General features: G+C 59.8%; 12 protein-coding genes. 9 read left to right on the top strand and 3 right to left on the bottom strand.

The genetic code is table 11. The annotated features are described in order from the left end of the window. Positions 1–10 precede the first annotated feature (10 nt). The 4 genes from ACIREA_RS11860 (at position 11) to ACIREA_RS11845 (ending at position 6,543) form a co-directional block, all read left to right on the top strand. Positions 11–3,157 (top strand): DUF1553 domain-containing protein, encoded by a 3,147-nt coding sequence (locus ACIREA_RS11860; protein WP_397382485.1) that lies wholly within the window; start codon positions 11–13, stop codon positions 3,155–3,157. A 70-nt stretch (positions 3,158–3,227) separates the two neighbouring features. Beyond that, the gene (locus ACIREA_RS11855) at positions 3,228–3,725 is read left to right on the top strand and encodes a hypothetical protein (protein WP_397382484.1); all 498 of its coding nucleotides are present in this window, start codon (positions 3,228–3,230) and stop codon (positions 3,723–3,725) included. Next, positions 3,722–5,140 carry a DUF1501 domain-containing protein gene (locus ACIREA_RS11850; RefSeq protein WP_397382483.1) on the top strand — a complete coding sequence of 473 codons (1,419 nt, stop codon included), beginning with the start codon at positions 3,722–3,724 and terminating at the stop codon, positions 5,138–5,140. Before ACIREA_RS11855 ends, ACIREA_RS11850 begins: the two co-directional genes overlap by 4 nt. Beyond that, positions 5,140–6,543, top strand: a complete 1,404-nt coding sequence (locus ACIREA_RS11845; protein ID WP_397382482.1) for a DUF1501 domain-containing protein — start codon at positions 5,140–5,142, stop codon at positions 6,541–6,543. Before ACIREA_RS11850 ends, ACIREA_RS11845 begins: the two co-directional genes overlap by 1 nt. Positions 6,544–6,678: 135 nt before the next feature. Here ACIREA_RS11845 and ACIREA_RS11840 read toward each other — a convergent pair whose 3' ends face one another. From ACIREA_RS11840 to ACIREA_RS11830, 3 genes are all read right to left on the bottom strand, one after another. Then, the gene (locus ACIREA_RS11840) at positions 6,679–8,058 is read right to left on the bottom strand and encodes a Gfo/Idh/MocA family protein (RefSeq protein WP_397382481.1); all 1,380 of its coding nucleotides are present in this window, start codon (positions 8,056–8,058) and stop codon (positions 6,679–6,681) included. Between the two features lie 305 nt (positions 8,059–8,363). Then, positions 8,364–8,894 carry a molybdenum cofactor biosynthesis protein B gene (locus tag ACIREA_RS11835; protein WP_397382480.1) on the bottom strand — a complete coding sequence of 177 codons (531 nt, stop codon included), beginning with the start codon at positions 8,892–8,894 and terminating at the stop codon, positions 8,364–8,366. Then, a complete protein-coding gene (locus ACIREA_RS11830; RefSeq protein WP_397382479.1) occupies positions 8,894–11,266 on the bottom strand; it encodes a carboxy terminal-processing peptidase in 2,373 nt (790 codons plus the stop codon). The genes ACIREA_RS11835 and ACIREA_RS11830 overlap by 1 nt, the downstream gene beginning before the upstream one ends. Before the next feature lie 74 nt (positions 11,267–11,340). Between ACIREA_RS11830 and ACIREA_RS11825 the strand changes: the two genes are divergently transcribed. The 5 genes from ACIREA_RS11825 to ACIREA_RS11805 all read left to right on the top strand — a co-directional run. After that, on the top strand, positions 11,341–11,991 hold the full coding sequence (locus ACIREA_RS11825; protein ID WP_397382478.1) for an MBL fold metallo-hydrolase: 651 nt from the start codon (positions 11,341–11,343) through the stop codon (positions 11,989–11,991). Then, positions 11,991–13,064 (top strand): 23S rRNA (adenine(2503)-C(2))-methyltransferase RlmN, encoded by a 1,074-nt coding sequence (rlmN, locus tag ACIREA_RS11820; protein WP_397382477.1) that lies wholly within the window; start codon positions 11,991–11,993, stop codon positions 13,062–13,064. Before ACIREA_RS11825 ends, rlmN begins: the two co-directional genes overlap by 1 nt. 108 nt (positions 13,065–13,172) lie before the next feature. Then, positions 13,173–13,823 (top strand): DUF1361 domain-containing protein, encoded by a 651-nt coding sequence (locus ACIREA_RS11815; protein WP_397382476.1) that lies wholly within the window; start codon positions 13,173–13,175, stop codon positions 13,821–13,823. Between the two features lie 2 nt (positions 13,824–13,825). Then, positions 13,826–14,242, top strand: a complete 417-nt coding sequence (locus ACIREA_RS11810) for a thiol-disulfide oxidoreductase DCC family protein (protein WP_397382475.1) — start codon at positions 13,826–13,828, stop codon at positions 14,240–14,242. A 212-nt stretch (positions 14,243–14,454) separates the two neighbouring features. Then, on the top strand, positions 14,455–15,118 hold a 664-nt coding region (locus ACIREA_RS11805; protein WP_397382474.1), incomplete at its 3' end, for a nitrilase-related carbon-nitrogen hydrolase.

The following is a 15,118-nucleotide window of genomic DNA, read 5'->3' as shown; positions in this document are numbered from 1 at the left end:
TGCGCAGACACTGCGCCGCCGCATGAGTTATATCCTCACCGGTCTTCCACCTGCGGGAAACCAGAGCATCGACGACCTGCTTGCGTCCCCGCACTTCGGCGAAAAATGGGCCCGCCACTTCATGGACTGGGTGCGCTACGCGGAAAGCTACGGCTCCGAAGGTGATCCCGCCATCCCCTACGCCTTCCAGTATCGCGACTACCTTATCCGCGCTTTCAACGAAGACGTGCCCTACCCGCAACTCCTCAAGGAAGCCATCGCCGGAGATCTCCTGGCCAAGCCACGCATCAAGAACGGCATCAACGAAAGCGCCATCGGCATCGCGCAGCTTCGCATGGTGCTGCACGGCTTCTCACCGGTCGATTCGCTCGATGAAATGGTGACCTTCACGGACAACCAAATAGACACCGTGACCAAGGCCTTCCAGTCCCTCACCGTGAGCTGCGCCCGCTGCCACAACCACAAGTTTGACGCCATCTCCCAGGCCGACTTCTATTCCCTCTACGGCATCTTCACCAGCACCCACCCTGCTGTCATTGACGTCAATGCCCCCGGCACCGGCAAGGCGGAGCGTGAAGAACTCGCCAAGCTCAAGCAGCAGATCAAAGACGCGGTGGCCGCGCACTGGCTGAAGGTGGCGCCGAAGACTGTCTCCTACGATACCTCCGACTCCACGCATCCCGGCCTCGACAAATACCAGTGGTTCACCAACGGCGTCAGCCTCACCAAGGCGGGCGAGTTCTCCGTCGCGCTTGAAGGCACGGGCATTGTCTCGCAGATCTATCCCGGTGGTTATTTCAGCAACCTGCTCACCACCAAGGAACGCGCTGTCGTGTTTTCAAACCGCTTCAAATGCGAAGGCGGCACGCTGTGGTTCCGCGTGGCTGGCAATGGCGGCGTGAAGGCCAAGTACGTCGTGGAGAACTACCCTCGCACCGGTACGATTCACAAGGCAGTGCTGCTGGGTGAGACCAAGGATGAGAAGCTTGGCTGGCGCTCGCTTGATCTCGAATTCTGGAAGGGCGATGAAATCTTCATCCAGCTCATCACCTCTGCCGACATGCCGGCTGAATACAACAAGGACGCACGTTCCTGGTTTGGCCTCACCGATGTCGTCATCACGAAGGACAAAAATCCGCCAACAGCCGAAGTGCGCACGCAGCTCTCCGCCGGTGAAGTCATTCAAGCATGGCAGAAGGGAACGCTCAGCAACAGCCAGGCCGAAGCGCTCAACCGCCTTGTTCAAGCAGGCCTGTTGCCGAACCAACTGAAGGACATTTCAGAAGCAGCCAAACTGGTGACCCGCTATCGCGAAGTCGAAGCCAAGCTGCCCATGCCCACCCGTGTGCCCGGCGTCATCGAAGCCGATGCCAAGGACGCTCCGCTGTTTGTCCGTGGCGATCACAAACAACCCGCTGAAGTCATTCCGCGCCGCTTCCTCGATGCCCTCGATCCCACGCCCTTCAACACCAAGGGCAGCGGTCGCTTGCAGCTGGCCGAGCACATGGCGGACATGAAGAACAACCCGCTCACCGCACGCGTCATCGTCAACCGCCTCTGGCATCACGTCTTCGGTCGCGGCATCGTCGCCAGCGTCGATAATTTCGGCAAGCTCGGCGATCTGCCCACGCATCCCGAGCTGCTCGACTTCCTCGCCCAACGTTTCATCGACAGCGGCGGTTCCATCAAAGCCATGCTGAAACTCATCGTGAGTTCCAAAGCCTTCCAGCGCAGCGCACAGGCAGCCGACATCGCCATGCAGAAGGACCCCGAGAACAAGCTGCTGAGCCACTGGATCATCCACCGGCTCGAAGCCGAGGCCATTCGCGATTCCATCCTTACGCTGACCGGCAAGCTCGAACCCGAACTCTATGGCGAATCGACCGCCAACAACACGCCGCGTCGCAGCATCTACGTCAAGGTCATCCGCAATTCGCTGGATCCCTTCCTCACCACCTTCGACTCGCCCGTGCCCTTCAGCACCCGTGGCAAGCGCGACACCACCAACGTCCCCGCGCAGTCACTCACCCTGCTCAACGACAACAACGTCATCCGCTGGTCCCGCGAATGGGCGCTGCGCTCCAGCAAGGTCAACGCCGAACAGCGTGTGAAACAAATGTTCCACGAGGCCTTCGCTCGCGAAGCCTCGGCGGATGAAGTGAAGCAGAGCCTTGCATATCTCACCACGTTGCAGCATGAAAGCAATGCTCGCGCTCAGGAACTCGCTTTCCAGGAGCAAGAGCTCGCCGCTCTAGACCAGCAGATCAACGCGATCCTCGATTCCGGCCGACTGAAGCTGCAGGCCACGCGCAAACTCCCCGCCGTTCCTCTCGACACCCCCGAACCACTGGCCGAGTGGACCTTTGAGAAGGATGCCAAAGACGTCAACGGTCGCATGCATCTCGAACTCGTCGGCACCGCCCACATCGAAAAAGGCGCACTCGTTCTCGATGGCAAGTCGATGGCCAAATCCGGCTCGCTGCCAAAGCCGCTCACCACCAAGACCCTCGAAGCTTGGGTCATGCTCGACAACCTCACCCAGCGTGGCGGCGGCGTAGTCACTGTGCAGCACAAAGACGGCGGACAGTTTGACTCCATCGTTTTTGCCGAAAAGAACCCGCAGCACTGGGTCGCTGGAAGCAACTTCTTTGACCGCAGCGAACTCTTTGAAGGCGAGGACGAGACTGAAGCTTCCACACGCCCCGTGCATGTCGCCGTTGTGTATCAGCCCGATGGCACCATCAGCGGCTACCGCGATGGCAAACCCTACGGCCGCACCTTTCGCAAAGCCCCCGCAGCACTCTTTGAAGCCGAGGCCTCTCAGATTCTTCTCGGCTGCCGCCACGGTGCCCCCACTGGCAACAAAGGCCTGACTGGCCGCATCTTCCGTGCCCGACTCTATGATCGCGCGCTGACTCCGGAGGAGATTGCCAAGACCGCTCTAATCGAATCCAGCAGCGTTACCAAGGCCGACATCATCGCCTCACTCACGGCGGAGCAGCGCAGTAAGCTCTCCAAACTCAACCCCCGCCGCAAGCAGCAGGCCAGCCATCTAGAATCACTGCGCACCACCGCCAGCGACGATCCCGAATTCCAAGCCTGGACCAGCCTCGCGCAGTCACTCATCAACCTGAAGGAGTTCATCTACCTGCAGTAACATGGGCTTACTAACGGACATTCTTTCGCGAACGTTGTTTCGATCGACCTTCAGGAAGATAGATCGCCTGATGGAGGACGTTCGCGCTGGAAAGCCGATTCCGAAGACTGCACCCGATCCAAAGTCTGGCGTACTAAGCGTCAAAGACTCGACGCTCATCTATGCCTCACCAGACTACGGCGACTGGCAGATTCCAATTAGCGAAATTGTGGCTTTTGGTGAATACACCACTGACAATGGACCATGGATTGATGATTGGTTCATGGTGTTCGTGACCAGAGATTTTAATTGGGTGGAAGCATCCAACTACTGTGCCGGGTGCGACGAAGTGCGTGATTACCTAGCCAAACACTGGGGATTAGAGTCCTTGTACGGTGATTTGACATTCAGCACTGATTTCGGCAGCCGAGCCATCTGGCCTTCGGAGATCGCTGGCCATCCGCTATTTGACTTCGTCGAACGACCTCAATCCATTTTTGCTAAAGTGAAATCTTTCGGGATGGGCTTAATAGACAAAGACATCACTTCCGAAATCCGCCAGCGCCTTCAACCAACCGACGCAAAATGAATATGTCCTTTTCCCGCCGCCAGCTCCTCTCCCGTGCCTCCACCGGCTTCGGCATGGCCGCACTTGCAGGCCTCATGCAGGAGCAGGCGCTCGCAGACATGCCTCTCGTGCATCGCGCGAAGAAATTCGCTCCCAAGGCTCGCAGCGTGATCTTTCTCTACATGAGCGGCGGAGTATCGCATGTCGATTCCTTCGATCACAAGCCGATGCTGACGAAGTTTGCTGGGCAGCCAATGCCAGGTGCTGTAAAGAAGACGCAATTCAACAACAACGGCACGGTGCAACCCTCGCACTGGGAGTTTAAACGTCGTGGACAGTCGGGCCTGGAAGTGAGCGATCTGTTTCCTCAAGTAGGCGGCGTGGCGGATGATCTCTGCATGATCCGCAGCATGACGGCGAAGTTCAGCGAGCATGCACAGGGGAACTTCTTCATGCACACCGGCTTCCCTTTCCTCGGGTTCCCCAGCGCCGGTGCATGGACGAGCTACGGCCTAGGCACCGAGTCGCGCGATCTTCCCGGCTACATCGTGCTGCAAAGCGGCGGTGCATCCACTCCGCATGGTGGCGTGGGATTGTTCAGCAACGGCTTCCTGCCCGCGCAGCATCAGGCCAGCATCGTGAAGGCAGATGAAGCCGAAGCCGTCGTCAACATCCGCCCGCGCCAGCCGCAGGACATGCAGCGCAAGCAGCTCGATTTCATCGGCGCGATGGACCGCCGCTTCGTCAGCACCACGCAGCATGACATGCACGTCGAGGCCGCCATCTCCAACTACGAGATGGCCTGGCGCATGCAGTCCGCCGTGCCCGATCTCTGCGACATCAGCGGTGAAACTGAAGCGACCAAGAAACTCTACGGCCTCGACGATCCCGAGCCGAAAAAAGCCGCCTACGCCCGCCAGTGCTTGCTCGCCCGCCGTCTCGTCGAACGCGGCGTGCGCTTCATCGAACTCAGCACCCTCGCTTACAACGTCGGTGGCGGCAACGGCGCCAACCCCTGGGATCACCACAGCGCCATCGTTGAAGGCCACGGTAAGATGGCGAATCAGATCGACCAGCCCATCGCTGCACTCATCAAAGATCTCCGCTCTCGCGGCCTGCTCGACAGCACACTCGTTGTCTGGGGCGGTGAATTTGGCCGCACGCCCTTTGCGCAGGGTTCCAACGGCCGCGATCACAATCCCTACGGCTTCACCGTCTGGATGGCAGGCGGCGGTGTCAAAGGCGGTCATGTGTACGGTGCCACGGATGACTTCGGCTACAACGCCGTCGAAAACATCACCAGCGTCTATGACATGTGGGCCACCGTATTGCATTTGATGGGCATCGACCACGAACAGCTCACCTACCGTTTCAGTGGTCGGGATCTGCGCCTCACCGATGTGCATGGCAATGTGCTCAAAGACATCATCGCCTGATGAACGCCCCCTTTTCACGCCGCCAGCTTCTTGCCAATGCCTCCACCGGCTTTGGCATGGCTGCATTGGCAGGCCTGATGCAGGCGGAGTCGCCGGTGAATCGTGCGAAGCGTTTTGCTCCCAAGGCACGCAGCGTGATCTTCTGCTATATGAGCGGCGGGGTGTCGCACCTGGATTCGTTTGATCCGAAGCCGCTGCTGGAAAAATACGCAGGTCAGTCCATGCCGGGCGTGGTGCAAAAAACACAGTTCAACAACAACGGCACCGTCCAGCCTGCCCATTGGGAGTTTCGTCAGCGTGGCCAGAGCGGCATGCCGGTGAGCGAGCTCTTTCCGCACATGGCGACGGTCGCGGATGAGCTCTGCGTCATCCGCAGCATGACGGCCAAGTTCAGCGAGCACGCGCAGGGAAATTTCTTCATGCACAGCGGCTTCCCCTTCCTCGGCTATCCGAGCGCAGGCGCATGGGCCAGCTACGGCCTTGGCACAGAGTCGCGCGATCTTCCCGGCTACATCGTGCTGCAAAGCGGTGGCGCCACGGTTCCTCATGGCGGCGTGGGTGTCTTCAGCAACGGTTTCCTCCCTGCGCAACATCAAGCCAGCATCGTGCAGGCGGATGTGGAAGAGGCCGTGCGAAACATCCATTCCAAGCAGCCTCGCAACATGCAGCGCAGGCAGCTCGATTTCATTGGCGCGATGGATCACCGCTTCGCCAGCACCTCACAACATGACGTCCATGTGGATGCGGCCATTGCAAACTACGAAATGGCCTGGCGCATGCAGTCCACCGTGCCGGAGCTGTGCGACATCTCAGGTGAAACTGAAGCCACGAAGCAGCTCTATGGCATGGATGGCCCAGACTCGCCACGCACCGCCTATGCGCGGCAGTGCCTGCTGGCGCGGCGTCTGGTGGAGCGCGGCGTGCGCTTTGTGGAATTAAGCTGCCTGCCGCAAAAACTCGGTGGAGGTCAGGCTGCGAATCCATGGGATCAGCACGGAGAAATCAAAAAAGGCCACGGCAACATGGCTCATCAGGTGGACCAACCCATCGCCGCGCTGGTCAAGGATCTCAAATCACGCGGCCTGCTCGACAGCACCCTCGTCATCTGGGCCGGTGAATTTGGCCGCACGCCCTTCGCGCAGGGCACCGATGGCCGCGACCACAATCCCTACGGCTTCACCATCTGGATGGCCGGTGGCGGCGTCAAACCCGGCCACATCTACGGCGCCACGGACGACTTCGGCTACCACGCCATCGAAAACGCCAGCACTGTCTATGACATGTGGGCGACCGTCCTGCACCTCATGGGCATCAATCACGAGCAGCTCACCTACCGCTTCAGCGGCCGCGATCTGCGCCTCACGGATGTGCACGGCAATGTGCTGCACGATGTGATCGCGTAAGCGGCAGGAGGTAGGGCGGGCTGTCCGCAGCCCGCCGCGTGAGACGACGTAACCTTGAGAGCCTTGCAACGAATACGAAGCTCAGGAGCTTGCGAATGACGGCGCTTGGAGGACCAAGCGCCCTACCTTCCTAGCCTATACTTCCAGCTTCCACGGCCCACGATACTCGCGAGTGAGAAGCTTGCTCGCATCTGCATCGCCGATGATCTCCTCCTTCACGGGATCCCATTTGATGGAGCGGTTGGTGAGGAAAGAAATGAGCGCAAGGTGGCCGGGGCTGGCGCTGCGGTGCGCGGTTTCCACCGGGGTGACGGTGGGCTGACGGCTCTTCACGCAGTCGAGGAAGTTGCGATGGTGCCCCTTGGTTTCGTAGAGGCGGGTCTTGATGATGTCGTCACCCAGCTTCGGTGCCTTGGCGACTTCGATGATCTCGCTCTTCGGATCCTTTTCGTCCTTCCGCTTTTTGACCATTTGTTTGAGCGCTGGATTCGAGCAGTCGTACGCACCATTGCGATTCACATAGACCCAGCCGTCAGCGCCGATCCACTTGGTGCCCATCTTGATGTCGTCGTGACCGCCTGCGATGGTCATGGTGATGTCACCCGCATACTTGGCTTCGGCGCGGTACTTGGTGGCGGTGTTCCAGATGTCCGTGCGCGGCGGCATGTCCACCTGCAGGGGACTCACCTCGCTCGGGCCGCTGCGGTCCATGCCCATGCCCCAGTGGGCGATGTCGCAATGGTGACCAATCCAGTCGAGCAGCTGACCGCCGCCGATGTTGTAATCCCAGCGCCAGTTTTTGTGGATGCGGCATTCGATGTAGTCCTGCATCGTCGCAGGGCCAATCCACATTTCATAATCAAGCTCCGCCGGTGGTGGTGTGACGCTGCGTTTGTCCCCTGTCTTGGCGAAGTCGTTGTGCCCGCTGGGCAGGCCCACGTGAACTTCCTTCAGCTTTCCAATGAGGCCGTTGCGCACGATCTCAGCACCGATGCGGAAATTGTCCTCGCTGCGCTGCCAGGATCCCGTCTGCCAGATGCGCCCGTGCTTCTGCACCGCTTTCACAATGGCCTGCTGCTCGGCGATGGTGCGCGCCAGCGGCTTCTCACCGTAGATGTCCTTGCCGTTCTTTGCGGCTTCAATCGCGGTGAGTGCATGCCAGTTGTCGGGCAGTGCCAGCATGACGGTGTCGATGTCCTTGCGGGCCATGACTTCGCGGTAGTCGTGGTAGGGCTTGCAGTCCTGGTTCTTGTAAGCGCCGTTGATGGTGTCCAGCGCCTTCTGCAGATTGCGTTTGTCGATGTCGCACGCGGCCACAATCTGGCAGTCCTGCTCCTGGAGGAATTTGGCGGTGTTGCCCGGCCCCATCATGCCCCAGCCGAAGACGGCCATGGTGATCTTGCTGGAAGGCGCATTCTGTCCAATGACACTGGCCGGAATGATGGTGGGAAAGCCGATGGCGACGGCAGACTTCGTGAGGAACTGACGGCGGGAGGAAACAGGAATGCGTTTCATGGGAGTGGTTTGGCTGAAAGCAGAGTTGTAATCGAGACTCCGCCTGCAAGTCCAGCCGCAAATGCAAGGTGATGACGACCCGCGTGCTTCTCTGGAGGTACGATAGGCACTCCTGCCTGTCGGCGAGCGGGACCGCAAACTCACTGGCGAACGTCTTTTCCAAAACGTGTGCAGCTGAGATCACCCATCTTCGCGCATGCGTTCACGCAGGAGCACTGAAATTGGCGGGCGGAGATCTCGGCAAACTCGGAGGTAATGGAGCCCGCGAGTGCGCTGGTCGACAGACAGGAGTGTCTGTCGTACTTTTAGCAGCTTGTCGGAACCCGCTGCGCGAGTTTTACCGTATGCGGAATGGCCCCGATCACAAAGCTGAGGCAATCCACAGCGCCCTGCGGTTTTCCTGGCAGGGCAATGACGAGGCTGCGGTCCACCACCGCCGCAAGGCTGCGGGAGAGAATAGCGTTTGGGGTCAATTCCAGTGACTTCATCCGCATCAGCTCCCCAAAGCCGGGGATCTCCACGCGCATGATGCCACGAATGGCCTCGGGGGTGACATCACGCTCAGCGATGCCCGTTCCACCCGTGGTAAGGATGAGCGCGCAGCCCTGGGCTGAGAAGGAGCGGATCGCTTCCTGAATGCGCAGAAGGTCATCGGGGATGATCGCTTCAGCAGCGACCCCCCAGCCGTAACCTTCCGCCGCCTGCCTCAGGGCCGGACCGCCAAGATCCTCATAGACACCCTGACTGGCACGGTCAGAGACAGTGATGATGCCGACCTGCATACAGTGCGTGCTGCCAGTGGAATGTGTGAGGAGCCCGGGCGACAGGCGGGTCATTACTGAGCCTGAGGCTTGGTGCCGACCTGTGCTTTGTCCTCGGTTTTGGCCGCCGTGGTGGGCTTGTGATCAAGCTCAAGGAGGTCACGCAGGATGTGGATGGTTTCGAGTTTCACAGGCTCGACGCCGTAAGGGAACTTGGCCTCGTCATTGCCGCTGTCGTCATCCTTGGAAGCTGTGCGCATGCCAGAATTCATTTCCTTGCTGAAGGCAGACTCGGGCACCAGGTCTGGCTTGTCCACGTTGTCCAGCGTGAGGTGATAAGCCTTGAAGCCGTTGTCTTTGATGCGCTCAGCGACATCCTTGGTTCGCTTGGACCGGTCTTCGGTCTGCTTGTCACGACGCGCTTCGGTGTCGAGGCGCTCCTTCTCACGCTCCTGCAGATTCAAAGAGACCGTGTTGTGGTCGATTTTGTCCTTCAGACGCGTGGACTCTTCGACCACGTTTTGGAACTCAGGGCTCGTGGCCACACGGCTCTTCACACGTGCGTTGATCTCTTCGATCGGGAACGGATCCTTGCGGAAGAGTGGGTACTTACGCGGTGGGATGGTGTCGTAGGGCAGCGGGTTTTCAGCGGAGGATTCGCCGATGTCCAGCACGTCGCGGATCGAAGGTAGAGGAATGTCGGATTCAACACCTTTGAGCTGGGTGGAACCACCGGCGATGCGGTAGAACTTCTGGATCGTCACCTTGAGGTCGCCAGCGCCTTTTTTGTCGCTGAAGAAAGGCATGTAACGCTCGACAGGGAGGATGGTCTGCACGGTGCCCTTGCCGAAGGAGGACTTGTCCCCGACGATGAGCGCACGGCGATAGTCCTGCAATGCCGCCGCCAAAATCTCAGAGGCCGAGGCGCTGGCCTTGTTGATAAGGACGATCATGGGGCCGTCATACACGGGCTTTTCGTTTTCGCAGTCACGCCAGGTGATGCTGCCGCGCCAGTCCTTGGCCTGCACCACAGGGCCGGCAGGAATGAAGAGACCGGTGAGCTTGATGGCTTCGTCCAAGGAACCGCCGCCGTTGTCGCGCAGATCGAGCACGAGGCCGTCGATCTTTTCCTTCATCAGACGACGCAGCAGGCGCTCCACGTCCACACTGGTGCTGACCGTGTTGTTTTCCATGTCCGCATAGAAATTGGAAAGGTTGATCCAGCCGACCTTGAGCGTCTTGCCGAGATCCGGAGGCGTGACGAGGAGTTCGGCGTTGGCGAGCTTCTCCTTCAGCGGCACTTCATCACGCAAGATGGCGATGATGCGATTGCCGGAGGGATCGTCAGCGGGGACGATCTTGATGCGGACGGTGGTGTTCTTCTCACCGCGGATCATGTCGACGATCTTCTGCAGCTTGAGGTACTTCACGTCGACGAATTCTTCATCACCCTGAGCGACGGCGATGATGCGGTCGTTCAGCTTGAGCTGGCCCTGCTTGTCAGCAGGACCGCCGACGACGATGCCCTGGATTTCTGCGCCGTCATCCTTCTGACCGAGCAGCGCGCCGATGCCGACGAGCTTGTGCTGCATGTGGATCTTGAAGTTGTCGCTCTCATCCGTGCTCATGTACTCGGTGTGCGGGTCATAGGCGGTGGCCAGGCTGGAGAGGAAGAAGTTCACCACGTCCTTGGTGTCGTTCTCGTCGATGCTCTCAAGCAGACGCGTGTAATCTTTGAGCACGCGCTCCTTCGGAGTCAGATCCTTGTCGTCCTTTTCCTTCTTGGCGGCGATTTTGGGAGCATCGGCGGCAGGCTTCTCTGGAGGAGTCACTTTCCCAGCTTCAGGTGCTGCTTCAGTCTTGGCCTCGGCGGTGCCGGCTTTCTTGGCGGCGGCCTTTTCAGCCTTTTTCTTTTCATCTCGCTCACGCGTTTCATCGGCGATTCGCTCTGCCAGCAGATTGTCCTCGATGATGTCGAGCCAAATCTTGTCCTGGGCGGCCTTGTCCTTCGGCCATGGTGCCTTGTCGCGCTTGATCTCAATGGTCCGCTTCGAGTCAAAGGTGAACTTGTTGGTGTCGAGAGCCTTCTTGAGGAAATCCACGCGTTCCTTCACGCGCTCTTTGTAAATGTCGTAGATCTCGATGGCGGGGCTGATGTTGCGCATCAGCACATGGTCATCCAGCGTGGTCTCATACTTGTCCTTGAAGCCCGCAACATCCTGCTCGGTGAAGAAGATGTGCTTGAAGTCGAGCATGTTCAGGTAGTTATGAAGCATCTCGCCTGACACCTTGTCGTCGAAGTCCTGCTTCGAGTAGTGGTGGTTTTGCAGCATGTAGGCCACATGCATGGCCACCTGGCCAAAATTGGTCTCCGCTTGCGCCGAGGGAATGAAAAGCGCGAGAGCAGTGGCCGCAGCAGCGACGGGGGTGAGTAAAAAGCGAGTCATGGTGGGGGTCGTCCAGATCTATAACGAACCTCGCGGTGCGTTTTGCGTTCAGATTTTGCCTTTTCTGGGTTGAAATGTCCACCTCTTTCCCGTCTTTCGCCATCTCCATGTCTGAAATCATCACCTACACCGGCGGCATCGCCGCCACCAACGGCCATCTGCTCACCCTGCCCGGCGGGACTATTCTTGTGGATGCACCGGATGGGATAAGCGCATGGCTTAGGCAGCAAAAAGTGAAGGTGGATGTCCTCTTCCTCACGCATCAGCACTTTGATCACGTGCTGGATGCCGCGGCTGTGAAGGCGGAGCACGGCTGCAAGGTTTTCTCCTTTGCCCCCTATTCACGCGAGCTGACGCTGGAGATTCTCTACGGCGCCGTGACGGGCAGCCCCTTCTCCGTCCCTCCCTTTGCGGTGGATGAGGTTCTCGAAGGTCAAAGCCAGATCGAAGTCCTCGGTGAGACTTGGAATCTCTACCACGTCCCCGGCCATTCCCCGGACAGCCTCTGCTTCCACCTCCCATCCCAAAACCTGCTCTTCGGCGGCGACGTGCTCTTCCTGGACAGCGTCGGGCGTACCGATTTCCCCAACGGTTCCGGATCGCTGCTGCTCAGCGGCATCATTAAGAAGCTCTTCGTCCTGCCCGATGCCACCCGCGTCTATCCTGGCCACGGCGATGACACCACCATCGGCCGTGAGAAGCGCGAAAACCCTTACCTCACCTGATGCCACAATCATTCCATGACCTGACCTTTGACCAGCTGCGCGAGGTGATCGTGGCCGCAGGTTTGCGTCCGGCGCATGCAGGAACGCTTTGGAACACCCTCCACTTCAAGGCGATGGCGGATCCCCTCTCCCGTGAGGACCTCCTCCCTCCCCTGCGCAAATGGCTCACGCAGGTGCTCAGCGATGGCTCATGGACGCTCGATGTCCCACCCGCCTCTTTGGACACGCCCAGCAGCGATGGATTGACGCACAAATTCCTCCTTCGCATGGCCGATGCGCAGGAGATCGAGACTGTCATCATGGGCTACCCCGGCCGCCACACCGCCTGCGTCAGCACCCAGGCAGGCTGCGCCATGGGCTGCGTCTTCTGCGCCACCGGCCAGATGGGTTTCGTGCGCCATCTGCGCCCCGGCGAAATCGTGGCCCAGGTGCTGCATGCGCAGCGCGCTGTGCGCGCCAAAGGAGAGAAAAAAGGCCTGCGCAATCTTGTCTTCATGGGCATGGGCGAGCCCCTGCACAACTACGATGCCGTGATGACCGCCCTCGACATCATCTGCGACACGCGTGGCCTGAACATCGGTCCCAGCAAGATCAGCGTTTCCACCGTCGGCGTGGTGCCCGGCATCCTGCGCATGGCGGCGGAAAACCGGCCCTACAATCTCGCCGTCAGCCTGCATGCCGCCACCGAGGAGGAGCGCGCCAAACTGATCCCCGCCAACCAGCGCTGGCCGCTGGCCGATCTCATCGCCGCCTGCCGCAGCTACAATGCGCAAACCGGCCGCCGCATCTTCTTCGCCTGGACCTTGATCGAAGGCGTCAACGACACGCCCGAGCATGCCCGGTTGATCGCCGAATTGCTCCACGGTCTGGATGCCCACATCAATCTCATCCCGCTCAACCGCACCGACGGCTACATCGGCACTGAAAGCAGCGACAGCTCAGCCGACACCTTCCACCGCATTCTCCAAGAAGCCGGTTTCCCCTGCACCATCCGCCAGCGTCGCGGCATTGATGTGGCTGCGGGATGTGGCCAGCTCAAGGCGGCGAAGAATAGGCGTAAGGCGGCGGTTTGAGAATGGGGTGTGCTCGATGAACTTCCCGTGAACCCCGCGTGAATTCATCTTCATAAATCGCGCACCACTTGCCGTGATTGCACAATAAGACGTATCGTTGCGCCAGCCATGTCCAACCGCGTCTTTCTGCTGAACCTCCTCGCCTGCCTGTGGTGCTGCATCGTGCTGAACCTGCGCATTCACCTCGCCGGACATAACTACTACGCCTTCATGCTGTGGAATCTCTTCCTGGCCGCAATCCCGCTGGGCCTCAGCATCGGCCTGCGACAGATCAACCGCCTTGTGCTGGCAGTGCCGTTGCTCGCAGTCTGGCTGCTGTTCTTTCCCAATGCTCCCTATGTCCTCACTGACCTGATGCACCTCAACGAGCACAACGCCCACGTCCCCAAGTGGCTCGATCTCCTCATGCTGCTATCCTTTGCCTTCGTCGCGCTCTGGTTCGGCTTTCAGTCCCTTCACATCGTTCAGCATTGGTTTGCGCGGAAGTTTTCCCACGCCACCGCCTGGTGTGTCACGCTGGGCTCACTGGGCCTGAGCGGCTTCGGCGTTTACCTCGGACGCTTTGACCGCTGGAACAGCTGGGACCTCGTTCACCGCCCCGTTTCACTGCTCAGCCGCATCGCCGCCTACATTCTTCATCCCATGGCCCACACCCGCACCTGGGGCTTCACCCTTGGCTTCGGCACTCTGCTCATCTTCGCCTACCTCTTCTGGTTTTCGTCAGTGCCAACCGCTCCGGACAGTCGTAAGCTCGACTAGCCGTGTCCCACTACGATCCCAGCCGCGACCACCTGCTTCTCTTTGATGGCATCTGCCATCTCTGCGATGCCAGCGTGCGCTTCATCGTAAAGCGAGATCCAGCGGGCAAGATCAAATTCGCCCCGATCCAAAGCCCTATGGGCAGCCAGCTCTACGCACAGCACGGCCTCGATCCTGCTGCGCCCAACGCCATGCTTTTCATCACACCTCGCGGTGCCTTCAAAGCCAGCGACGCCGCCCTCGAAATCGCCCGCACGCTCGGCGGCCTGTGGAAACTCGCGCTAGTTTTCAAACTTCTGCCACGCGCCCTCCGCGACGCTGCTTACTACTTCATGGCCCGCAATCGCTACCGGTGGTTCGGCAAAGATGAGTCCTGCATGATGCCCACGCCAGATCTGAAGGCAAGGATGCTGGAGTAGTACGACAGGCACTCCTGCCTGTCGATCAGCGTCACCGCTACCTCCCACGTCTGCGCTTGCCCTTCGCCAGCCGATAGCATCACTCTGCTGCGGCGGAGCTGAGTGCCAATTTGCAAACGATGGATTTCAGCGAAGCGCTGGGCATCGACAGACAAGAGTGTCTGTCGTACTTACTCCTCGCACACCCCAAACCCTCCGTGCTAGGTTCCCCCATGCCGCAAGCATCCCCCACCCCGACCACCAGCCGCGAACGTCTTGGCTTTGCACGCGTCGCTGCCGTGTCCCCGGAACTGGTGCTGGGAGATGTGTCAAAGAACGTCGCGATCCTTGCCCGTGAGGCGCGCACGCTGGCACAGCGCGGCTGCCGTCTGGTGGTGTTCCCGGAGCTAAGCCTCACCGGCTACTCCTGCGCGGATCTGTTTCACACCAACGCCCTGCTGGATGCGAGCGTGAAGGGCCTCGCCGAGCTGGTTCACGCCACGCTGGACCTGCCCTGCGTGCTGGTAGTTGGCCTGCCTCTGCGTGTGCAGGATCGCCTCTACAACATGGCGGCAGTGCTGGCCAAGGGCCGCCTGCTCGGACTCGTGCCCAAGACCTTCCTGCCAAACTCGTCTGAGTTCTACGAGCGCCGCTGGTTCTCACCTGCGCACACGCTGAATGTTTCCACGCTGCGCTTGAATGACGAGGATGTGGCCATCGGCACGAAACTGCTGTTTGAGGTGCTGGATGTCCCGGGCTTTGTCCTTGGCGTGGAGATCTGTGAGGACTTGTGGACAGTGATCCCACCCTCAGGCCCTCTCGCGCTCGCCGGAGCCACGCTGCTGGCCAATCCATCCGCCAGCACCGAAGTTCTCGGCAAGGCCCCCTACCGCCGTC

The organism is Prosthecobacter sp. (assembly GCF_044373815.1).
In the GTDB taxonomy this organism is placed as follows: Bacteria; Verrucomicrobiota; Verrucomicrobiia; order Verrucomicrobiales; family Verrucomicrobiaceae; genus Prosthecobacter.
This window is presented reverse-complemented; position numbering and strand designations above follow the sequence as displayed.

What these genes read in the sequence shown, in the direction of transcription:
- ACIREA_RS11855 (WP_397382484.1), top strand. Translation starts at nt 3,228, where the DNA reads ATGGAGGACGTTCGCGCTGGAAAGCCGATTCCGAAGACTGCACCCGAT.
- ACIREA_RS11850 (WP_397382483.1), top strand. Translation starts at nt 3,722, where the DNA reads ATGAATATGTCCTTTTCCCGCCGCCAGCTCCTCTCCCGTGCCTCCACC.
- ACIREA_RS11845 (WP_397382482.1), top strand. Translation starts at nt 5,140, where the DNA reads ATGAACGCCCCCTTTTCACGCCGCCAGCTTCTTGCCAATGCCTCCACC.
- ACIREA_RS11840 (WP_397382481.1), bottom strand. Translation starts at nt 8,058, where the DNA reads ATGAAACGCATTCCTGTTTCCTCCCGCCGTCAGTTCCTCACGAAGTCT.
- ACIREA_RS11835 (WP_397382480.1), bottom strand. Translation starts at nt 8,894, where the DNA reads ATGACCCGCCTGTCGCCCGGGCTCCTCACACATTCCACTGGCAGCACG.
- ACIREA_RS11830 (WP_397382479.1), bottom strand. Translation starts at nt 11,266, where the DNA reads ATGACTCGCTTTTTACTCACCCCCGTCGCTGCTGCGGCCACTGCTCTC.
- ACIREA_RS11825 (WP_397382478.1), top strand. Translation starts at nt 11,341, where the DNA reads ATGTCCACCTCTTTCCCGTCTTTCGCCATCTCCATGTCTGAAATCATC.
- rlmN (WP_397382477.1), top strand. Translation starts at nt 11,991, where the DNA reads ATGCCACAATCATTCCATGACCTGACCTTTGACCAGCTGCGCGAGGTG.
- ACIREA_RS11815 (WP_397382476.1), top strand. Translation starts at nt 13,173, where the DNA reads ATGTCCAACCGCGTCTTTCTGCTGAACCTCCTCGCCTGCCTGTGGTGC.